Annotated in this window: 18 protein-coding genes and 1 pseudogene; 9 read left to right on the top strand and 10 right to left on the bottom strand. The window is 72.1% G+C overall.

Annotated elements, in window-relative coordinates; translation table 11 throughout:
* Window position 1 precedes the first annotated feature (1 nt).
* Window positions 2-2095 (top strand): annotated as a pseudogene (glgX, locus tag E5N76_RS23375) (glycogen debranching protein GlgX); the annotation flags it as partial.
* A gap of 23 nt (window positions 2096-2118) precedes the next feature.
* Here glgX and E5N76_RS23370 read toward each other — a convergent pair.
* On the bottom strand, window positions 2119-3417 hold the full coding sequence (locus E5N76_RS23370; RefSeq protein WP_149539733.1) for an RsmB/NOP family class I SAM-dependent RNA methyltransferase: 1299 nt from the start codon (window positions 3415-3417) through the stop codon (window positions 2119-2121).
* Between the two features lie 256 nt (window positions 3418-3673).
* Here E5N76_RS23370 and E5N76_RS23365 point away from each other — a divergent pair, with 256 nt between their 5' ends.
* The 3 genes from E5N76_RS23365 (at window position 3674) to E5N76_RS23355 (ending at window position 6789) form a co-directional block, all read left to right on the top strand.
* Window positions 3674-5359, top strand: coding sequence for an ArnT family glycosyltransferase (locus E5N76_RS23365; protein ID WP_149539732.1), 1686 nt, complete (start codon window positions 3674-3676; stop codon window positions 5357-5359).
* Window positions 5352-5942 carry a DedA family protein gene (locus E5N76_RS23360; RefSeq protein WP_149539731.1) on the top strand — a complete coding sequence of 197 codons (591 nt, stop codon included), beginning with the start codon at window positions 5352-5354 and terminating at the stop codon, window positions 5940-5942. The genes E5N76_RS23365 and E5N76_RS23360 overlap by 8 nt, the downstream gene beginning before the upstream one ends.
* Before the next feature lie 373 nt (window positions 5943-6315).
* Window positions 6316-6789: a CYTH domain-containing protein gene (locus tag E5N76_RS23355; RefSeq protein ID WP_149539730.1), complete on the top strand. Its 474-nt coding sequence runs from the start codon at window positions 6316-6318 to the stop codon at window positions 6787-6789.
* Here E5N76_RS23355 and E5N76_RS23350 read toward each other — a convergent pair.
* Window positions 6767-7735 (bottom strand): cyclase family protein, encoded by a 969-nt coding sequence (locus tag E5N76_RS23350; RefSeq protein ID WP_149539729.1) that lies wholly within the window; start codon window positions 7733-7735, stop codon window positions 6767-6769. The two genes, E5N76_RS23355 and E5N76_RS23350, sit on opposite strands and share 23 nt — an antisense overlap.
* Window positions 7736-7968: 233 nt before the next feature.
* Between E5N76_RS23350 and E5N76_RS29775 the strand changes: the two genes are divergently transcribed.
* Together E5N76_RS29775 and E5N76_RS23340 are read left to right on the top strand one after the other, a co-directional pair.
* Entirely contained in the window at window positions 7969-8514 is a 546-nt protein-coding gene (locus E5N76_RS29775; RefSeq protein ID WP_187830346.1) for a hypothetical protein, read from the top strand.
* Window positions 8511-8990: an OmpA family protein gene (locus E5N76_RS23340; RefSeq protein WP_187830345.1), complete on the top strand. Its 480-nt coding sequence runs from the start codon at window positions 8511-8513 to the stop codon at window positions 8988-8990. Before E5N76_RS29775 ends, E5N76_RS23340 begins: the two co-directional genes overlap by 4 nt.
* Before the next feature lie 620 nt (window positions 8991-9610).
* Here the strand turns inward: E5N76_RS23340 and E5N76_RS29770 are convergent.
* From E5N76_RS29770 to E5N76_RS23320, 4 genes are all read right to left on the bottom strand, one after another.
* A complete protein-coding gene (locus E5N76_RS29770) occupies window positions 9611-10036 on the bottom strand; it encodes a hypothetical protein (protein ID WP_187830344.1) in 426 nt (141 codons plus the stop codon).
* A 149-nt stretch (window positions 10037-10185) separates the two neighbouring features.
* Window positions 10186-11352, bottom strand: coding sequence for an OpgC domain-containing protein (gene opgC / locus E5N76_RS23330; RefSeq protein WP_149539726.1), 1167 nt, complete (start codon window positions 11350-11352; stop codon window positions 10186-10188).
* Window positions 11349-11798 carry a DoxX family protein gene (locus tag E5N76_RS23325; RefSeq protein ID WP_149539725.1) on the bottom strand — a complete coding sequence of 150 codons (450 nt, stop codon included), beginning with the start codon at window positions 11796-11798 and terminating at the stop codon, window positions 11349-11351. The genes opgC and E5N76_RS23325 overlap by 4 nt, the downstream gene beginning before the upstream one ends.
* A 465-nt stretch (window positions 11799-12263) precedes the next feature.
* Complete coding sequence (locus E5N76_RS23320; RefSeq protein ID WP_235907844.1) at window positions 12264-12974, bottom strand: response regulator transcription factor; 711 nt, start codon at window positions 12972-12974, stop codon at window positions 12264-12266.
* A 329-nt stretch (window positions 12975-13303) separates the two neighbouring features.
* Between E5N76_RS23320 and E5N76_RS23315 the strand changes: the two genes are divergently transcribed.
* Entirely contained in the window at window positions 13304-13507 is a 204-nt protein-coding gene (locus E5N76_RS23315; RefSeq protein WP_149539723.1) for a hypothetical protein, read from the top strand.
* A gap of 455 nt (window positions 13508-13962) precedes the next feature.
* Here the strand turns inward: E5N76_RS23315 and E5N76_RS23310 are convergent, their stop codons facing one another.
* Both E5N76_RS23310 and E5N76_RS23305 read right to left on the bottom strand, forming a co-directional pair.
* Window positions 13963-15318 carry a sensor histidine kinase gene (locus E5N76_RS23310; RefSeq protein ID WP_187830343.1) on the bottom strand — a complete coding sequence of 452 codons (1356 nt, stop codon included), beginning with the start codon at window positions 15316-15318 and terminating at the stop codon, window positions 13963-13965.
* Between the two features lie 80 nt (window positions 15319-15398).
* The gene (locus E5N76_RS23305) at window positions 15399-16073 is read right to left on the bottom strand and encodes a winged helix-turn-helix domain-containing protein (protein WP_149539721.1); all 675 of its coding nucleotides are present in this window, start codon (window positions 16071-16073) and stop codon (window positions 15399-15401) included.
* A gap of 117 nt (window positions 16074-16190) precedes the next feature.
* Between E5N76_RS23305 and E5N76_RS23300 the strand changes: the two genes are divergently transcribed.
* Both E5N76_RS23300 and E5N76_RS23295 read left to right on the top strand, forming a co-directional pair.
* Window positions 16191-17642, top strand: a complete 1452-nt coding sequence (locus E5N76_RS23300; RefSeq protein ID WP_187830342.1) for a DegQ family serine endoprotease — start codon at window positions 16191-16193, stop codon at window positions 17640-17642.
* Window positions 17643-18042: 400 nt separating this feature from the next.
* Window positions 18043-18777: a hypothetical protein gene (locus E5N76_RS23295; protein WP_149539719.1), complete on the top strand. Its 735-nt coding sequence runs from the start codon at window positions 18043-18045 to the stop codon at window positions 18775-18777.
* Between the two features lie 288 nt (window positions 18778-19065).
* Here E5N76_RS23295 and E5N76_RS23290 read toward each other — a convergent pair whose 3' ends face one another.
* Together E5N76_RS23290 and trxB are read right to left on the bottom strand one after the other, a co-directional pair.
* A complete protein-coding gene (locus E5N76_RS23290; protein ID WP_149539718.1) occupies window positions 19066-19956 on the bottom strand; it encodes a LysR family transcriptional regulator in 891 nt (296 codons plus the stop codon).
* A gap of 7 nt (window positions 19957-19963) precedes the next feature.
* A complete protein-coding gene (gene trxB / locus E5N76_RS23285) occupies window positions 19964-20941 on the bottom strand; it encodes a thioredoxin-disulfide reductase (protein WP_149539717.1) in 978 nt (325 codons plus the stop codon).
* Window positions 20942-20976 lie beyond the last annotated feature (35 nt).

The raw sequence follows: 20976 nt of genomic DNA, 5'->3' as shown, positions 1-20976 counted from the left end.
CATGGCCCTCATCCCCTCCCGCCTGGCGCCGGGGCGCCCAGACCCGCTCGGCGCCCATTGGGATGGGCTCGGGGTGAATTTCGCCGTCTTCTCCGCCCATGCGGAGCGGATCGAGCTCTGCCTCTTCGATGCGGCGGGGCGGAAGGAAATCGCCCGCCTGCCGCTGCCGGAATGCACCGATGAGGTGTGGCACGGCTATCTGCCGGAAGCCCGGCCGGGGCTGATCTATGGCTACCGCGCCCATGGCCCTTACGAGCCGCGCCGCGGCCACCGCTTCAACCCGCACAAGCTGCTGCTGGACCCCTATGCGAAGCAGCTCGCCGGGGAGGTGCGATGGTCCGACGTGCTGTTCGGCTACCGTGTCGGCGGCGCCCGCGCCGACCTCTCCTTCGACCGGCGGGACAGCGCGCCGGCCATGCCGAAGGCGGTGGTGGTGGATGACAGCTTCGCCTGGGGCGATGACCGCCCGCCCGGCATCCCCTGGGACCGCACGGTGATCTACGAGGCGCATGTCCGCGGCCTGACCATGCAGCGCGACGAGATCGTGCCGCGCGAGCGCGGCACCTTCGCCGCCCTGGCCGATCCGCGGCTGATCGAGCACCTGCTCCGCCTCGGCGTCACCGCCATCGAGCTGCTGCCGATCCAGGCCTTCCTGCAGGACCGCTTCCTGGTCACCAAGGGGCTGAAGAATTACTGGGGCTACTCGACGCTCGGCTTCTTCGCGCCGGAGCCGCGCTACCTGATCGAGCCCTGGATGCGGAACGAGCTGAAGGTGGCGGTGCGCCGGCTGCATGCGGCGGGCATCGAGATCATCCTCGACGTGGTCTACAACCACACCTGCGAGGGCAGCGAGATGGGCCCCACCCTCTCCTGGCGCGGCTTCGACAACGCCTCCTACTACCGCCTGATGCCGGGGGAGGAGCGCTACCTCATCAACGACACCGGCACCGGCAACACGCTGAACATCAGCCATCCCCGCGTGCTGCAGATGGTGATGGACAGCCTGCGCTACTGGGTCACGGAATACCATGTGGACGGGTTCCGCTTCGATCTCGGCAGCATCCTGGGGCGGGAGGCGACGGGCTTCGACCCCGGCAACGGGTTCTTCGACGCGGTGCGGCAGGATCCGGTGCTGTCGCGGGTGAAGCTCATCAGCGAGCCCTGGGATATCGGCCCGGGCGGCTACCAGCTCGGCAACCATCCGCCGGGCTTCGCCGAATGGAACGACAAGTACCGCGACGCCATCCGCCGCTTCTGGAAGGGCGATGCCGGGATGCGGGCGGAGCTGGCCGCGCGGCTCACCGGCTCGGCCGAGCTGTTCGACCGGCGCCGGCGCCGGCCCTGGGCCAGCGTGAACTACATCGCCAGCCATGACGGCTACACGCTGCACGACCTGACCGCCTATGAGCAGCGCCACAACGAGGCGAATGGCGAGGACAATCGCGACGGCCATTCCGACAACCATAGCTGCAATTGGGGCGTGGAGGGGGAGGCCGACGACCCGGCCATTCGCGATATCCGCCTGGGCGTGATGCGGGCCATGCTGGCGACGCTCTTCGCCTCCGCCGGCACGCCCATGCTGCAGGCAGGGGATGAGGCGCTGCGGACGCAGCAGGGCAACAACAACGCCTATTGCCAGGACAACGCCATAAGCTGGTTCGACTGGGAAAGGGCGGCGACGCCGGAGGCGGAGGGGCTGCAGCGCTTCGTCGCCCGGCTGGCGGCGCTGCGCCGGCGCCTGCCGCCGCTGCGGCCTTCCGTCTTCCTGCATGGCGGGGAGGAGGTGGCGGACGGGCTGCGCGACATCGCCTGGTTCGACCAGCACGGCCAGGCGATGACGCCGGAAGCCTGGGGGGAGCCGGAGGCGCGGACCCTGGCGCTGCGCCGGGCGGTGGCGACGCCGGACGGGGCGGTGGATATCAGCCTGCTGTTGTTGAACGCCGACAGCGCAGCGCAGGAATTCGTCCTGCCGGAACCGCCCTATGAGTGGCGGAAGGAAGTGGACAGCGCGGAGCCGGAGGCGGAGGTGGCGGCGGTGGAGGGGCCGGTGACGGTCGCCGGGCGGAGCGTGGTGCTGCTGGCGGCAAGGCTGGAGGCGGGGGGCGACGAACCTCTTGCCTATGCCGCTCCGCGCGCCCGCAGCATGAAGAACCCGTCCATCCCGCCGCGTTCCGCCCACATATCCGGCCGGGTGCGCAGCGCGCCGGCCGGGGTGATCGCCGCCGCCAGCCCCGGCACCTCTTCCGGCCGCGCCGCCTCCAGCGCCAGCCCCAGCCCGGACAGCTCCGCCAGATGCGCCTCGCCTTCCTCCGCCTGCAGGGAGCAGGTGGCGAAGACCAGCCGCCCGCCCGGCGCCAGCCGCTTCGCCGCCGCCGCCAGCAGGCCGCGCTGCAGCTCCGCCATGGCCGGCACGTCCCTGGGGCGCTTGAGCCAGGGCACATCCGGATGGCGGCGGATGGTGCCCGTCGCGGTGCAGGGCGCATCCAGCAGCACCGCGTCGAATTGCGCCCCGCCGGCATCCCAGGCGGCGGCATCCGCCTCCACCACCTCGGCCGGCAGCTTCAGCCGGGCGAGGTTCTCCCGCAGCCGGGCCGCCCGCTTCGGGTCACGTTCCACCGCCACCACCGCGGCCCCGGCGGCGGCGAGCTGCGCCGTCTTCCCCCCCGGCGCGGCGCAGAGATCCAGCACCTTCTCCCCCGGCCGCACCGAAAGCAGCCAGGCCGGCAGGGCGGCGGCGGCGTCCTGCACCCACCAATCGCCCTCGGCGAAGCCCGCCAGCTCCGTCACCCTGGTGCCGGGCGGGTAGCGCCAGCTTCCGCCGGGCAGCGCCTCGCCCCCTTCCGGCGCTGCCGCCCCCGGCTTCAGGCTGAGATCGAGCGGCGCCTCATGCCCATGCGCCGCGGCAATGGCCCGCACCGCCGGTCCGTGCGCCGCATGCCAGGCCGCCCAGAGCCAGGGCGGCGTGTCCAGCCTTTCCGCCTCCAGCCCCTCCAGCGCCGCCGGGCCGGCCGCGGCCACCTTCCGCAGCACCGCATTCACCAGCCCGGCGAAGGGCTGCGGCACCAGATCGACGGCGCTCGCCACCGCGGCATGGGGCGGCGTCGCCAGCAGCAGCAGCTCCGCCGCGCCGATGCGCAGCGCGTTGCGCACCGGCGGCGGCGGCTCCCGCCGCAGGAAAGGTTCCAGCACCGCATCCAGCGACCCTGCCCGGCGCAGCACCGCGGCGGCGATCCGGTGCCCCGCCGCCTTGTCCCGCGGTGAAAGCGCGGCGCCCGGCCGCTTCTCCCCCTTCTGCCGCACCTGGTGCGGCTTGCCGTCGGTGGGCAGCGCGTCCAGCGCCTCCTCCAGCGGGCGGTGGCGGAGGAGGACGGCGTCCAGCAGGGCGGCGGCAGCGCGGCGGGCAGGGGAGGGGGACATGGAAGCGCGGTTTATGGTCCCCTGCCGCCGGCCATGCTAGAGCATCCGACGTCCAGACGCTTTCCCCGGAAATGCTCCATCCCCTCGCCGGCGACGCGGATCGGCGCCTGCCGCAAGGCCGCGCCGCGGCGATCGGCCCCAGGGTCATTCCGGGTCACATGGGTTCAGCGAAGATGCGCCAGCCGGTTGACCGCAAAGCAGACTCACGCCGTCCGGCCATGCCGCCCTCCGGCGATCCGCGCTGACCCCGCCCGCCATGCACGCCCCGCCCGCGCCCGACCGGTCCCTCGGCCTGCTGCCCGAGCCCCTGCAGCAGCGCCCGGCCCTGGCGCTGGTGCTGCTCTGCCTGCTGCTCTGGCTGCCCGGCTTCTTCGCTTTGCCGCCGACCGACCGGGACGAGGCCCGCTTCGCCCAGGCCAGCCGGCAGATGGTGGAAAGCGGCGACTATGTCCGCATCCGCTTCGGGCAGGAGGACCGCAACAAGAAACCCGCCGGCATCCATTGGGCCCAGGCCGCCAGCGTCCACGCCGTGGAGGCGCTGCATCTCGGCACCAGGCGGGACATCTGGGTGTACCGCCTGCCCTCCTTCCTCGGCGCGCTGGCCGCCGTGCTGGCCACCTGGCATTGGGGCCGGGGCATCGTCGGGCGGCGGGCGGCCTTTCTCGGCGCCGCCATGCTGGCGTCCTGCCTCGTGCTGGTGGCGGAGGCGCGGATCGCCAAGACGGATGCCGCGCTGCTCGGCACCACCGCCGCCGCCATGGGGCTGTTCGCCCAGGCCTATCTGCGCCCGGGCCGCTTCACCGCGGCGCAGGCGGCGGCGTTCTGGCTGCTGCTCGGGCTCGGGGTGCTGCTGAAGGGGCCGATCGGGCCGATGGTGGCGCTGCTCGCTGGCATCACCCTGGCCGTCGCCGACCGGGGCGCGCCCTGGTTCCGGGCGCTGCGGCCGCTCTGGGGCCTGCCGCTGATGGTGGCCGCCGCCGCGCCCTGGTTCATCGCCATCGGGATCGCCACCGAAGGCCGCTTCTTCGCCGAGGCGGTGGGCGGCGACATGCTTTCCAAGGTCGGCTCCGGCGAGGAGAAGCACTGGGGGCCGCCGGGCTTCTACCTCCTCACCTTCGGCATCGCCGCCTTTCCCGCCGCCTGGATCGTGCTGGCCGCCCTGCCCACCGCCTGGCGGGAACGGCACAGCCCGCCCATCCGCTTCCTCCTCGCCTGGATCGTGCCGAGCTGGCTGGTCTTCGAGGCGGTGCAGACCAAGCTGCCGCACTACACCATGCCGATGTTCCCGGCGCTGATGCTGCTGGGCGCCGCCTGGGCCATGGACCCGCTGCGCCGCCCGCCGCCGCGCTGGCTGCAATTCCTCGGGCTGCTCGCCCTGCTCGGCGTCGCGGGCGGGCTGGCGCTCGGCGCCCTGGCGGCGCCCTTCTGGCTGAACCGCATCCTGCTGCCGGCGGCGGTGCTGGCGGTGCCGCTGGCCGCGGTGCTCGGCTTCGTGCTGTGGCGGGTGGCGCGGCGCGGCGAATGGGGCCGCGCGGCGCTGGCCGGGGTGCTGCTGGCCATTCCGCTCTACGCCGCGGTGCTGGAAGGCGTGGTGCCGCGCCTGACGCCGCTCTGGATCGCGCCGCGTCTCGCCGCGCTGCTGGAGGAGCGGGCGCCGGGGCTGGCGCCCGGCCAATTCGGCATCACCGGCTATTCCGAGCCCTCCGTACTGTTCATGACCAGCGGCGAGACCCGGATGCTGCGCACCGGCGGCGATGCCGCCCGCTTCCTGGCCGCCGCGCCCGGAAGGGTGGTGGCGGTGGGGGACCGGGCGGAGACGGATTTCCGCAAGGAAGCGGCGGGGCTGGCCCTGGCGCCGGAGGAGGTTGGGACGGTGACGGGCTTCAACTACACCCGCGGCCGCTGGGTCACGCTGCTGCTCTACCGGGTGCGGCATGGTTGAGTGGGCGGCGGACCTCGTCGCCAGCGGCGGCCTCGCCGGCGTCTTCCTGCTGATGGTGGCGGAGAATTTGTTCCCGCCCTTGCCCTCCGAGGTGGTGATGCCGCTGGCCGGCTTCGCCGCGGCCGAGGGGCGGCTTTCCCTGCCCGGGGTGATCCTGGCCGGCATCTCCGGCTCCGTCGTCGGCAATGCGCTGTGGTTCGAGGCGGCGCGGGCCTATGGCGCAGCGCGGATGCGGCGCATCGCCCGTCGCTTCGGCCGCCATGTCGGGCTGGGGCCGGAGACGATCGGCCGCGCCGAGGCGGCACTGCGCCGCAACGGGCCGGCGGCGGTGTTCCTGGCGCGGATGATGCCGGGGCTGCGCACCGGCATCTCCATCCCGGCGGGGCTGGTGGAGCTGCCGCGGCCGGTCTTCTACATCTGGACGGCGCTGGGCACGACGGTGTGGACGGGCGGGTTGGCGCTGGCCGGCTATGCGCTGGGCGAGCATGTCCAGGGCTGGGCCGGGCCGGTCGGAGCGGCGGTGATGCTGGCGGTGCTCGCCATGCTCGGGTGGAAGGCGTGGCGGCTGCGGCGGGCCGCCTAGAGCGTGATCGGTTGAGGTCGAATCGACCGAAACCGTGAATCACGCGACCGAACAATGAGCTAGAGCAGATCGCCGGAGGGCGGCATCGCCCGGAGGCGTGAATCTGCTCTAGTGTCCCGATTCCGAAATCCGTAGGACGTCGGGATCGGGCCACTAGCTTTTGTTTTCAGTGGCCTGCTTGTCCGCTGCGTTCGCTGGACATCCAGCGAACTTCGCGGGCAGGACACTGGAGCAATCCGATCAGATGGGATCATCTGATCGGAGGCTGCTCCAGGCGGCCCGGCAAACTGAAGGGTTCCAAGGGCCCTTCGGCCCTTGGCGGGTTGGGGTTCGGGGAAGGGCAGAGCCCTTCCCCGACACGGAACGGGGCCTCATGCCGACCGAGATCGAACGCAAATTCCTCGTCACCGGCGATGCCTGGCGCGCCGAGGCCATCGGCCCCGGCCTGCTGCTCCGCCAGGGCTATCTGCATGCCGGGTCGCCGGTGGTGCGCATCCGCCAGGCCGGCGATGCCGCCTTCCTCACCATCAAGGGCCCCGGCCTGCTCGCCCGCGCCGAATTCGAATACCCCATCCCGCCCGAGGACGCCGCGGCGATGCTCGCCTCGCTCTGCCCGCCGCCCATCATCGAGAAGACCCGCACCCGCCTGCGCGCGGGCTGGGAGGTGGATGTCTTCGCCGGCCATCTTTCCGGGCTGGTGCTGGCGGAGATCGAGCTGGCCGATCCCGACCAGCCCTTCCCCCGCCCGCTTTGGCTGGGGCGGGAGGTGACGGACGACCCGCGCTACCAGAACGCCGCCCTGGCCCGCGCCGCCGGCCCGCCGGCTACCGGATCGCCACCGGGTTGATCATCGCCTGCACCGCGCCCTTCAGCAGCGGCTGGCCCAGCACGAAGAGGAATTCCGTCGCCTGGTCGCGCGCCAGGGCCCGCGTATCCATCACCTCCAGGATATGCACGCCGTTCTTCGCCAGCAGGGTCTGGTGCCCCTCCCACACCCGGTTGGGGTTCTGGAAGGGCACCGCCTCCACCCCCCAGGTATCGGCGCCCACTGCCACCACGCCGAGCCCCACCAGGAACTCCGCCGCGCCATTGTCGATGCCCGGCTCGCCCTTGCCGAAGCGGGCAGGGTCGCGCTCCAGCAGCTCCACCCAGCCGGTATGGATCAGGATGACGTCGCCCTGGCGCACCGTCACGCCCTGGTCCCGCATCGCCGCGCGGAGGTCGTCGGCGGTGATGACCTCGCCCTCCTCCAGCATCGGCTTGCCGCGGGCGCGCGCCATGTCCACCAGCACGCCGCGCGTCACCATGGGCGGGATGCCCTCGATGCCGAGCCGGGTGACGCCGGTGGTGCGGACGAAATCCTGCGCCCGGTTGCCGTTGTAGAAGACGTTGTCGATGCCGAGATGGGCGAAGCTGTCGAGCTGGCTGCCGACGCCGAGCCAGCCGGTGAACATGTCATCCACATAGGACATGCGGTTCTCGGAGGGCACGGTGGCGCCGCCATGCTGGTCCGGCATCAGGACGGTGACGGCGGCGTTGCGCGGCGGGAAGGCCGGCGTCTCCCGCCCCACCGGCACGCCGAGGCGATAGACCTGGCCACGGGTGACGAGGCGGACGGCCTCCAGCACCTTCTGCGGGGTCAGCAGGTTCATGGCGCCGAGCTGGTCATCCGCGCCGTAGCGCGAGGGGTACCAATTCGCCGGCGGCTGGGCCTGTGCGGCGGCGGGCCCGGCCATGGCAAGCCAAGGCGCGGCGAGCAGCGCAGCGAAGGCCGCGCGGCGGATCCATGACATGATTCCCTCCCCGATTCTTGGTCTGGGTGGCGGAAGGATACCGGGGCGGCCGGGCCGCGGGTGAATGACAATTCGCGAGGGGGGGGCGGCTGACGGGCTTTTCGCCCCGGCCCGGCTGGCTGCGCCGCGCCGTTGCGTTACGGCGCAGCACTATTTTTACCCTCCCCGCCCAGGATGGCGCGGTGCGGCAACGGCGTGGCGCCGGTGCCGGTCACGGGTTGCGGAGGAACGGGATGTTCCGGCCTCACATGGTGGTGGCCGTCCTGGTGCTGGCCGGCGGAGGACCGGTGGCGGCCGGCGAACTGGCGAATTGCTATGTCGGGCGCCTCCCCTGCGGCACGCCGGCGCAGATGGCGGAGACGATCCGCCGCTGCCTCGGCACCCCAGCCCTGTGCGGCGAGGCAGCGGCGGCAAGGATGGCACCGGGGGCGGCAGCGCCGCCGGTGGCGGCGGCGGGTGCGGTGGCGGGGGCGGCAGCGCCGGCGGTGGTGGTGGTGGGTGCGGTGGCGGGGGCGGCAGCGCCGCGCTCCCTTGCGGCGGCCGCCGCGCCACGGGCCGGCGGCACGGGATGGCCGGCGGAGCCCTCCGTCACGGCGATCGGGCGGGTGGAACGGGCCCTGCCCCTGCCGGAGGAGCTGGCCGCGCTGCGCGATGCCGTGCCGGCGAACCCGGCGGCGATCATGCACCGCCTTGGCCTCCGCGCCTCTGCGGCGCCGGCGGTGGATTTCCGCGGGCGGGTCCCGACCGTCGAGGAGCTGGTCCTGGCCCTTCTGCCATGAGCCACCGCCATCTCCCTGGCCTGCTCTGCCTGCTCGCGCTGCTCGCCGGCTGCCGGGCGGCGGGCCCGCCGGCCGCGCCGGCGGCCATCCCGGTGCAGGCGGCGCCCGTCCTCATGCCCGCCCGGGTCCCGGCCGAGCGGCGGATCCTGCTGACGATCCATTTCCAACGGGACAGCTACGAGATCGACGACGCCTCGATGCGCCTCGTCGCCAACCTGGCTGCCGCGCTGGCGGATGAGCGGCTGCGCGGCGCCGGCTTCGAGGTGAATGGCCATACCGATGTCTCGGGGCGGCTGGCGCGCAACCTCTCGCTTTCCTTCCTGCGGGCGAATGCCGTCGTCGAGCAACTCCATGCCCGCGGCGTGCGCCACGCCACCATCCGTGCCCAGGGCTTCGGCCCGCTGCAATTGCTCACCCCGTCCGAGCCGGCGAACCCCGGCAACCGCCGGGTCGAGATCATCGCCCTCAGCCGCTGAGGCAACCGTCCCGGGCGAGGGCCGTGACGTCCCGGTGCCCTGCCGCATGCGCCCGGCGGCCGTGAGGAGGCCGGCCGGCGCGATCGCAGGCAAAGGCATGTTCCGACCGGAAGCGGCGCCGATCATGCGCCACCAGCGGCAACCGGGGCCGCCGGCGCGGGACGCGTTCGTCCCTACCGAGGTGCGCGCGATGCTCGCGTCATTCGCGCCAGGCGATCGCGCTCAGAGCGGGATCGGTTGGCGCCGCTCACCCGTTCCGCTCTGGCTGACTGTCCGGTCGCGTGATTCACGGTTTCGGTCGATTCAGCCTTCGACCGATCCCGCTCTAGAAATGTAACGTCCGGAGCATGTTGTCTCCGATCTGACGGATCACGTCGTGATCCGTCAGATCGGAGGCTGCTCCAGTGTCCCGATTCGGAGCCCTGCGGACGTCGTTCTCGGGCCACTAGCTATCGTTTTTAGTGGCTGCTTGTCCGCTGCGTTCGCTGGAATCCAGCGAACTTCGCGGGGCAGGCCACTAGAGCGTGATCGGTTGAGGTCGCATCGACCGAAACCGTGAATCACGCGACCGAACAATGAGCCAGAGCGAGGCGGGTGAGTGCAGCTCAACCGATCCCGCTCTAGCGGAGAGTGGAAACGATGCCCTGCGTATAGGTCACGCTCAGCGGGGCGGCCACCATCGGCGCTGCGGCAACCACGGGGGCCGACACGACGCCTGGGGCTGGCACCACGACCGGCGCCGCGGCGACCATCGGCGCTCCCGCCATCATCGGCACCGTGGTGACCAACGGTGCCGCAGCCACCACCGGACTGGCCGTCACGACCGGCGCCGCAGCCACCACCGGCGTGGCAATGAATGGCGTCACCGCGTAGGCCGACGCCGCCACGACAGGTGTCGCCCAGACCGGCGTCGCCACCGCAACCGGCGTCACCGTGGCCACCGGCGCGCAGGCGCCGGTCAGCAGCAGCGCCGAAACGGCGCCAGCCGTGATGCTCCTCGTCGTATAGGAAGCATGGCGATCGGGCAGGGCGGGGACGACATTCATGGCAGCCTCCAGGCACGGGGGGTCTCCGTCCTGGAGGGGAAAGCCGGCGCAGCGTGACAGGGAGAGGTCGCTGAGAGGTTAAGCGGCCGCCACCGGGACGGCGCGGTGCCGCAGGCCCGGTGGGGTGCGGGAAAGCGCCCCCGCCCCGCTCACCCCATGGCCGCCACTGTCCGCCAGGGCGGCGGCGGCGCCCGGCGCCGCTCCGCCCGCAGCGCCACCCCGCCCAGCACCGCGATTCCGGTGCCGATCAGCACCGGGTCCAGCCACCCCGCCTGGGCCGGCCAGAGGCGCAGCGCCACCGTCGCGCCATGCGCCAGGAACAGCCCGACGCAGAACACGCCGAGGCTGTGCCGGCCGATCGCGGCCAGCCATTGCAAGGGGGCGAGGCGCATCCACCCTGCCTCCCGCGGCACCAGCGCCGCCACCAGCCAGGCCAGCGCCAGGGCATGCAGCAGCCGGGCCGGCGCCAGCACCTCCTTGTGCTGCAGCGCCGCCGCCGCCAGGGCGGGGCCGGGCAGCAGCCCATGCTCCACCAGCCGCGCCAGCAGGCCCAGCGCCACCACCGCCGCCGCCGCCAGGGTCAGCCCCCGGTGCCGCGGCAGCCCGCCGCGCAGCAGCGCCAGCCGCCCGGCATAGGCGCCGATGAGGAAGATGAGCTGCCAGGCCAGCGGATCGAATTCCAGGTCCCGCCCGCCCAGCCCCGGCAGCGCCACCCAGCCGAGCTGCACCGCGCCCCAGGCGGCGAGGCTCGGCAGCAGCGCCCAGGCGCCGCAGCGCCCGGCCAGCGCCAGGAAGCCCGGCAGCAGCAGCATGCACCAGACGAAGACCGGCAATATGCCCATGAATTCCGGCTGGTAGAGCATGGTCGCGGCGGCCGGCAGGGCGAGCCAGGGCGCCTCCGCCAGCCAGCACCAGCCGAAGCCCATGACATCGCCGCGCAGCGCCGGCACCAGCCCCAGGGCGAAGACCATGGCGGCGAAGCCGGCGAAGACCAGCAGATGCGTGCCGTAGAGCCGGAGCGTCCGGCTTCGCAGATCCGCCCGCGCCATCGCCGCCCCGTCCCGCGCCGCCTTCAGGGTGAAGACGGAGCCGAGGGTGAGGCCGGAGAGCAGGACGAATTGCTCGGAACTGTCGGAGAGGCCCCAGCTCGCATGGATGGCCCAGGCGAAGGCGCTGCCCGCGACATGCGAGATGAAGATGGAAAGCTGCATCCAGCCGCGGACCACGTCCAGCCGCAGATCGCGCGGCGGGCGGGCGAGACTGCGCCCGGCGGTGCCGGCCGTGGCCTCGGGCCGGGCGGAGGGGAAGGCGCTCATGCCGCCGCCGCCTTGCCCGGCCGCAGCAGCCGGCGGGCCAGCGCGAGCAGCTCCTCCCGTCGCACCGCGGCGATGAAGAGGCCCATGACGAAGGTGAAGCAGGCTTCCTTGAACAGCACCCCGCCATCGCCATAGGGGTCGATGCCCAGCGGGCTGACGGTGTGGAAGAAGATGGCGCCGGCCATGATGCCGGCGGCGAAGATCCCGCCGAAGGCCTGGGTGCGGGGGATCAGCACCAGCACCGCGGCGGCGATCTCCATGCCGGCGACGAAGAGGCGGAAGGGCTTCTCGCCGCCCGGCGTACCGAGCCAGTTGGAAAGGATGGTGAAGAGATAGACCGAGCCTTCATTGCCGGTCAGCTTGTACTGCTCGTACCAGAGCAGCTCATAGGCGATCCAGATCGCCGCCGGCCAGCACAGCAGCCTGAGAATGCGCCTGGTGTCCATCGCCCGCCTGCTCCTTCCGAGGATGCAGGGGCTTCGCCGGCTGGGGCGCGGGAGTTACGTGGCGGCGGCACGGGGCGAGGAGGAGGGGCGCTTGCGCGGCGGCCATTCGCCGCCGCGGCGCGACCGCCGGGCCACGATTCGCGCAGCCCGCGGCACGGTCGCCCGCCCGCGGCTTCGGCGCGGCTCATGCCGGAGACGCCCGGGCCCCTGGCGACGATGCTCAGGCTGCGAGGTCGCCGGCGCCAGGCTGGCCGCACCAAGCTGGCCGCACCTGGATCGGCCCGGCGCGGTCGGGCCGGTACGGGTCCAGTGTCCTGCCCGCTGCGTTCGCTGGAAATCCACCGAACTTCACGGGCAGGGCACTGGAGCGGGATCGGTTGAGCTACGCTCACCCGCCCCGCTCTAGCTCATTGTTCGCTCGCGTGATTCACGGTTTCGGTCGATTCGACCTCAACCGATCACGCTCTAGGCCGCCAGCCGATAGCTTCCGCTCGTCGTCAGCAGGAGCTGCGGACGGCTTGGTTCGGCCTCGATCTTCTGCCGCAGCCGGTAGATATGCGTCTCCAAGGTGTGGGTGGCGACGGCGCTGTGGTAGCCCCACACCTCGTTCAGCAGGACCTCCCGCGACACGGGCTGGCCCGCCGCGCGGTAGAGGAATTTCAGGATGTTGCTCTCCTTGGCCGTCAGCCGGATCTTGCGGTTCCGGCCCGTCTCCAGCAGCAGCCGCGCAGCCGGGCGGAAGATGTAAGGTCCAACGGTGAAGACCGCGTCCTCCGAATTGTCGAACACCCGCAGCTGGGCGCGGACGCGGGCAAGCAGCTCGTGCAGGCGGAAGGGCTTGGCGACATAGTCATTGGCCCCTGCGTCGAGGCCGTTGATCACATCCCGCTCCTCGCCATGCCCGGTCAGCATGATGACGGGCATCTTCATGCCGTCCCGCCGGAGCTTGGCGCAGAAGGTGCGGCCGTCGCCGTCCGGCAGGCCGACATCCAGCAGGATGGCATCGTAACGGGCATTGGCCTGCCCCAGCATCTGTTCGGCCGCGGCGGCGCTACCCGCCTCCTCGGCGGCGAACTCGCCGGTCTGGCTGATATGTTCCGCGAGGGTGGCGCGGAGGTCCGCATCGTCTTCAACGATGAGAATGGGGCGGGTGGACATGGGGGCCAGGAACCTCATGAATTAAAGCAATGCGCAATTTATGAGAAAAATGCGCGTTAATGCGGCGTACATAAACCAAAGCGGCCGCCACGTCTGCCGGAATTCTACCGTAAAAGCCCATCGTCACGTAACTGTGTCGAAATACCCGGCTGCCTTGTCGCCTCGTGAGGGGCGTTGAACAAAGGCGCCGAAGCCGCCCCGGGGCCTGGGGGTTCGCCGGCTTCAGGGGCGGGCCCTGGCGAGGATCGGGTGGCTCGACCCAGCCTTGCCCGGCATGCAGGGCCGGGCCGGGGATCGACCGGTCGTCCGCGGCGTTTCGCCTGTCCCAGCCAAGGAGGAGAAGCCACATGGACGGCAAGGATCTGGCGCGCAATCTGGGCCAGCGGATCGAGGGCAAGGCCACGCGGGAGAGCCTCGCCGCGCTGCACCGGCAGCAGCAGGCGGTGCCGCCCGGCACGGCGCTGGATTGCCGCAAGGTGCCGCAGGGGCAGGTGCCCGATCTCTGGAAGGACAGTGCGGCGATGGAGGCCGCGCCGCAGCCGCGCCGGTAGCCGGCGCAAGCGCCTCGACCGCTGCCTAACGCCCCGTTGGGGAAGACGATGCCCGTTTCATGGGGCGAGATGGATGGCCGGCCGGCCCTTAAGCACATGCCCCTTGTTCGATCCGCGCCGGAGGCGGGGGTCGAACGCCCGCGGCAGCGGGCGATGGGCGGCGCCCCTCGTCCCGACGGGTTCGGTTGGGCATGGCGCGCAGGCCCGGTCAAAGGCGGCCCGCTTGCGGGCCGGGACCGCAGCCACGCGCAGGGCGCAGCCCGAGCATGGCGAGGACCCACCCTTTGACCGGGCCGAGCACCGTGGCAGTTACGGCTTTGCCGAAGCGCCCCGCCGCCCGGATTCGGCGCCCGACGATGGCCGTGCCGCCACGTCGACCTGCTGCTCGTCACGGCCGCCGCTCCACCGACCCGCCGGCATACCCCGGCCGCGACGGCCGGGCGCCAGCCTCCCGCTCACCTCGGCAGCGCAAGCACGACCCGCAGCCCAGGCGCGTTGTCCTCCAGCCGCAGCGCCATGCCGTGCAGCTCCGCCACCGCCGCGACCAGCGCCAGGCCGAGCCCGTTGCCCGGCGTGCTGCGGGCGGCGTCGCGCCGGTAGAAGCGGCGGAGGACCAATTCGCGCTCCTCGGGCGGGATGCCGGGGCCGTCATCCGCCACGGTGATCGCCCCGGCATCCAGCGCCAGGCGGATGCGGCCGCCCTGTCGCCCATGCTTCACCGCATTGTCCAGCAGGTTGGCCAGGGCCTGGGTCAGCAGCTCCCGGTCGCCCTGGCAGGTGATGCCGGGGGCGATGGCCACCTCCAGCGCCTGGCCGCGCTCCTCGGCGGCGGGGGCATAGACCTCGGCGGCGCTCTCGGCGATGGCGGAAAGGTCGCAGGGGGCGAAGCCGGCGCGGCGGGCGCCGGCCTCCACCTGGGCGATGCGCAGCAGCGCGGCGAAGATGTCCAGCAGCTTGTCCGCCTCGGCCAGCGCGGCCTCGCTGGCGCCTTGCGTGTCGCCGCTGCGCAGCCCGGCTTCCAGCCGCTGGCGCAGGCGGTTCAGCGGCGTGCGCAGATCATGCGCGATGTCGTCCGTCACCTGGCGCAAGGTCGTCATCAGCGAGGCCAGGCGATCCAGCGTGGCGTTGATGCGCGCCGCCAGCCGGTCGTAATCGTCGCCGCTGCCGCGGAGGGGCAGGCGGTGGGTCATCTCGCCGGCCTCGATGCGGGCCAGGGCGGCCTCCATGGCGGCGGCGCGGCGGGTGGCGCCGCGGCCCAGCAGCACGCCGCCGCCCAGGCCCAGCAGCAGCGCCGCCCCGCCCACCCAGCCGGCGGCGCCGAGCAGCGTCGCCTCCAGCGCCCGTACCGGCGCGATGTCCCGCGCCACGGTGAGGAAGGCGCCGCCCGGCAGCGGGGTGCCGAAGGCCAGCAATTCGCCAGGCGGGGCGGGGCCGGGCCGTTCCAGTTGCAGGGTCTCCCAGCCCGGCCCGCGCGGCGCCCGGGCGAGGTTGCCGGCGAGGTGGGTGCCGTTGGCGGTGGCGAGCAGGAAATACTGGGTGCCGCTCGGGTCGGCGGCGATACGCGCCTCGATGGCCAGGGCCAGGCTGCGCGGCCCGCCGAGCTGCGCCGATTGCAGCAGCACGCCGGTATCCCGCTCCACCTCCGCCGCGATCTGCTGCAGCGCGAATCGCGTGGTCGCCCACCAGGCGATGCCGGAGAGGACGATGGTGCCGAGCAGCGTCAGCAGGATGTGGATGAGCGTAACCTTGAATGCGGTCGTGCGCCAGAATTCATGCCTTCCGAAGGCCTTACGGCCTGGGGAAGAGCCCATCGGCGGTGCTGCGCAGCGCCGACGGGACGCTATGGCGGGGGCGGTCGAGGGGGCAGGGCCCTCGCGAATTCGGCTGGTCGTCATGGCGCCCGGATGACGTACCCCGCGCCCCGCAGCGTATGGATCAGCGGCGCCGCCCCGTTCTGGTCGAGCTTCGCCCGGAGCCGGCTGATATGGGTTTCCACCACGCTGGTCCTGGGATCGAAGTGGAAATCCCACACCCCCTCCAGCAGCATGGTCCGCGTCACCACCTGGCCTTCCCGCCGCATCAGGAATTCCAGCAGCCGGAATTCCCGCGGCTGCAGCTCGATGCGCTGCCCGCCCCTGGTCACGCTGCGCTTCAGCAGGTCCATTTCCAGATCGGCGACGCGCAGCACGGTCGGCTCGGCGGAAAGCGGCGGCCGCCGCGCCAGGGCGTTCAGCCGCGCCAGCAATTCGGCGAAGGCGAAGGGCTTTCCGAGATAGTCGTCGGCGCCGGCCTCCAGCCCCTCCACCCGGTCGCCGACGCCGGCGCGGGCCGTCAGGAACAGCGTCGGCGTCTTCACCCCCGCCGCCCGCAGCGCCTTGACCAGGCCGATGCCGTCCAGCTTCGGCAGCATGCGGTCCACCACCAGCACGTCATAGCCCCCGTCGCTGGCCAGGAAGAGCCCGTCCCGGCCATCCGCCGCATGGTCCACGGTATGCCCCGCCTCGCTCAGGCCGCGGCGGAGCCATTCCGCCGTCTCCGCATCATCCTCCACCACCAGGATCTTCACGGCATCCTCCCGGAACCATACCGATCCGTATGGTTGGCGGCAGCATCCGGGCAGGGGGCGGGGCGTTCCATGGGCCCAAGCCGCGCATGCGGCGACACGCTTTGCAAGAGGGACCCGATGTTCCTGAAACCTCCCCGTCTCGCCGCCGCCGGCGCCCTGGCGCTGGCCCTCACCACCACGGCGCTGGTGCCGCTGGTGCCCTCCTCCGCCGCCCTGGCGCAATCGGCGCCGGCGACGGCGCTGGCCCTGCCGCGGCCGGTGGGGCCGGATTTCGCCGACCTCGCCGCTCGGGTGGCGCCCGCCGTGGTGCGCATCAGCATCACCGGCCATACGGAAGGCGCGACGCCGGCCGAATTGCCGCCGGAGCTGCGCGGCACGCCCTTCGAGCGCTTCTTCCGGCAATTCCCGCAAGGCGGGCAGCCGCGCCGGATCATGGGCCAGGGCAGCGGCTTCATCGTCGACCCCGCCGGCTTCATCGTGACGAACAACCATGTGGTGGGCGAGGCCGATACGGTGAAGGTGGAGCTGGCCGATGGGCGGGAGCTGCCGGCCCGCGTCGTCGGCACCGACCCGAAGACCGATCTGGCGCTGATCAAGGTGGAGGCCGGCAGCCCGCTGCAGGCCGTGGCCTTCGGGGACAGCGACAAGCTGCGCGTCGGCGAATGGGTGCTGGCCATGGGCAACCCCTTCGGCCTCGGCGGCAGCGTGACGGCCGGCATCGTCTCGGCGCGCGGGCGGCAGATCGGCGCCGGCCCCTATGACGACTTCATCCAGACCGATGCCTCGATCAACCCGGGCAATTCCGGCGGGCCGCTGTTCAACGCGGCGGGCGAGGTGGTGGGGGTGAACGCCGCCATCTTCTCGCCCTCCGGCGGCAATATCGGCATCGGCTTCGCGGTGCCCTCGGCGCTGGCGCAGAACGTCATCGCCCAGCTCAAGGAGCATGGGCGGGTGGAGCGCGGCTGGCTCGGCGTCTCCATGCAGCGGCTGGACCCGACCCTGGCCGAGGCGATGAAGCTGGACCACCCGCATGGCGCGCTGGTCGCGGCGGTGGAGCCGGACGGCCCGGCGGCCAAGGCCGGCGTGCAGCCGGGCGATGTGATCACCGGGGTGAACGGGCGTGAGCTGGCCCTGCCGCGCGATCTGGCGGAGGCGGTGGCGGAGCTGCGGCCGGGCAGCACCACGACGGTGGCCGTGCTGCGGAACGGCGAGGCGCGCGAGCTGCGCGTGACCGTCGGCCAGGTGCCGGATACGCGGGAGGCGCGGGCGCAGGAGAAGGGCGAGGCGGGACAGGGGGCCAATCTCGGCGGCAGCCTCGGCCTGGCCCTGGCCCCGGCGCGGGACGGCCAGGGCGTGGTGGTGGCGGCGGTGCGGCCGGACAGCATCGCGGCGGCGCAGGGGCTGCAGCCGGGCGACGTCATCCTGCGCGCCGGCGACCGGCAGGTGCGCGGGCCGCGCGACCTGCAGGAGGCGCTGACGGCGGCGCGGCGGGAGAACCGGCCGGCGATCGCGCTGCAGGTGGAGCGGGACGGGGGCCGGGCCTTCGTGGCGCTGCCGCTGAAGGGGTAGGCGAGGCGGGGACGTCCGCAGTGCCTTGGCGGGGAGGCCTCCCGGGGGCGCCGCCCCCGCAGGCGGGGCATCCTTCCTCGGGCGCCGTCCTGAGCGGGATCGGTCGAGCTTCGCTCACCTATCCCGCTTCAGCTCATTGTCTGGTCGCGTGATTCACGGTTTCGGTCGAGTCGATCTCGGCCGGTCACGCTCCTGGGATGGCCCATGTCGGCAGGCGGCGTCGCCTTCGGAAGGCCGCTGCCGACAAGGGTTCGCCGCCATTCCAGCATTTCCTGCCCCCGCGTCGGCGGATCGCCGTGCTGGCGAAGGCTGACGCGGTGCCCGACCGGCCGGGCGGCCACCGCCCCGTGGACATCAGCGAGCCAGCGGAACAATACGGCCGCCGCGGCGTTCGCCGGGAATGCGCCGCTTCCTCCGCTGTGCCCTGCTCCTGCTGCCCGTCTCCGCGGGGGCTGCCGGGTTCGATGAGTTCCAGGTCTTCGATGGCCGCATCGGCGCCACCGGAGGCTTCGACCTGAACCAGCACCTCAATTTCGGCCGGCGCGGACGGCTCGGCGAGGGCGCGCCGCGCAACGGCATGCTGGTCGAGACCGAGATCGGCTACGCCACCGCGCCCTGGCACGAGGTGGCCCTTTACATCCCGGTGGCGCGGGAGTTTTCCGGCGACACCTTCGGCGGCGGGTTCAAGCTGCGCAACAGCTTCGTCGTTCCCGGCGCCGGCGACCGGCCGCTGGCCTATGGGTTCGACATCGAATTGCACCATCAATCCTACCGCTTCGCCCCGGCGGATTGGGCGGTGACCCTGCGGCCGATCCTCGACCTGCGGCACGGCCCCTGGCAGCTCATCCTGAACCCGGCCGTGGAGGTTCCGCTCGGCCGCGATGGCCCCACCTTCGCGCCGGCGGTGCGCGGAGTGCGGCAGGTGGCGGACCGGGTCTGGATTGGGCTTGAGCACTACATGGAATTCGGCCGCATCGACCGGCCGGAGGCGCCCCGCGGCCAGGCGCACCAGCTCTTCGTGACGGCCGATTTGCGCGTGATGGAGAAGGTCGGGCTGCATGTCGGCCTCGGCCATGGGCTGACCCATGCCAGCGACCGCTGGGCTGGCAAGCTGATCCTCAGCATCGATTTCTGAGCGTCGATTTCTGAAGGCTCGATTTCTGAAGCCTCGATTTCTGGAGCCTGGGAGGCCCGCCGGACCGCCACCCGGGCTCCCTCCTGGCACAGTACAAAAAGAAAGCCCGCCGTCCTTTCGGGCAGCGGGCCAAGTCAACAGGGAGGCTTCACGTCTGGGAGACGAAGGAGTCCGGGGCGAGCCCCGAAACCCTGTTCCGATGAAGTGCATCGGAATGACCCTACCCTACGCCTCGGTTCGTCATGCAGCTTTGGTGAAAACGGCCACCACCCATGCGCCGAGTGCATATCACCCGGGGGCGGTCAATTCCGCTACCAGAAAGTCCCGGAACACCGAAACCCGCTTGGAGTGCCGCATCTCCTCCGGATAGACGAAATAGGCATCCAGCTTCGGCGCCTTCAGCTCCGGCAGCACCTGCAGCAGATCGTCCAGCTCGGCGCCCATGTAGTCGGGCAGGGCGGCCAGGCCGAGCCCGCTCTGCACCGCCCGCAGCATGCCGGTCAGGCTGTTCACCTCCACCGCGGCGCGGCGCGGAGCGCCGGGGCGGCGGCCGGCCTCGCTCAGCCAGTTCACCTCGTCGATCGGCGGCCGGTGGTCGCCCCAGACGATCAGCCGGTGGGCGTCCAGATCCTCTGCCCGGAGCGGGATGCCGGCGGATTTCAGATAGGCGGGCGCGCCGCAGACCCGCCAGCCGAAGCTCGCCAGGTGGCGCTGGATCAGGTCCGGCTGCCGCGGCGGGTGCATGCGGATGGCCACGTCCGCCTCCCGCATCGCCAGGTCCAGGTCGCTGTCGTCCAGCAGCAGGGTCACGCTGACATCCGGGTAGAGCGCCAGGAAGCGCGAGAGCCTTGGTGCCAGCCAGGTGCTGCCGAAGCCGGTGGTGCAGGTCACCTTCAGCCTTCCGGCGGGGCGTTCCCGGCTTTCGGTCAGCAGCGCTTCGGTCATGGCCAGCTTGGCGAAGACTTCCCGCACCGTGCGGTTCAGCGTCTCCCCCGGCTCGGTCAGGATCAGCCCCCGCGCATGGCGGTGGAAGAGCGGCACCTGCAGCGCCTCCTCCAGCGCCTGGATCTGGCGGGAGACGGCGGATTGGCTGAGATTCAGCGTCTCCCCCGCATGGGTGAAGGAGCCGGCTTCCGCGACCGCATGGAAGACGCGGAGCTTGTCCCAATCGAGCGGCATGGGCGCCTCAGGTCCAGGCTTCGATGGCGGGCGCGGTGGCCGGCAGGTGGGCGAGGTATTTCTCCGCCTCCAGCGCGGCCATGCAGCCGGTGCCGGCGGCGGTGACGGCCTGGCGGTAGATGCGGTCCTGCACATCGCCGGCGGCGAAGACGCCGGGGATGCTCGTGCGGGTGCTGCCCGGCTCGGTCAGGATGTAGCCATCGGCGTCCATGCCGATCTGGCCGCGGAAGAGCGCCGTCGCCGGGTCGTGGCCGATGGCGACGAAGGCGCCGTCGAAGGGCAGGTCCTCGATGGCGCCGGTCTGCACGTCTTGGGTGCGCAGCGCACGCAGGGCGCGGAATTTGCCCTCCGTCGCCAGCATCTCCTCCACCACCCGGTTCCACAGGATGCGGATATTCGGCTTGGCGAAGAGCCGTTCCTGCAGGATGCGCTCCGCCCGGAAGGCCTCGCGGCGATGGATCACGGTGACATGGGCGGCGAGGTTGGAGAGGTAGAGCGCCTCCTCCACCGCGCTGTTGCCGCCGCCGATGACCGCCACCTGCTTGCCGCGGAAGAAGAAGCCGTCGCAGGTGGCGCAGGCGGAGACGCCGAAGCCGGAGAGTTCTTTCTCTCCCGGCACCCCCAGCCAGCGCGCCTGGGCGCCGGTGGCGATGACCAGCGACTCGGCCAGGTAGGTGTCGCCGGAATCGCCCTTTGCCCGGATCGGGCGGGCCGAGAGGTCGATCTCCGTGACCACGTCCTGCATGATCCCGGCGCCGACATGCGCGGCCTGGGCGCGGAACTGCTCCATCAGCCAGGGGCCCTGGATGGGCTCGGCGAAGCCCGGATAGTTCTCGACATCGGTGGTGATGGTGAGCTGCCCGCCCGGCTGCAGCCCGGCGACCACCAGCGGTTTCAGCCCGGCCCGCGCGGCGTAGATGGCCGCCGTATAGCCGGCCGGGCCGGCGCCGAGGATGAGCAGGCGGGTGCGATGGGTCTCTGGCACGCGAAGGGTTCCCGGCAAATCGTCTCAGCCATGCA

It is taken from the genome of Siccirubricoccus phaeus, from assembly GCF_008360935.1.
Taxonomy (GTDB): Bacteria; Pseudomonadota; Alphaproteobacteria; order Acetobacterales; family Acetobacteraceae; genus Siccirubricoccus; species Siccirubricoccus phaeus.
The sequence above is the reverse complement of the archived record's forward strand: the minus strand, read 5'-3'. Positions and strand labels throughout refer to the sequence as shown.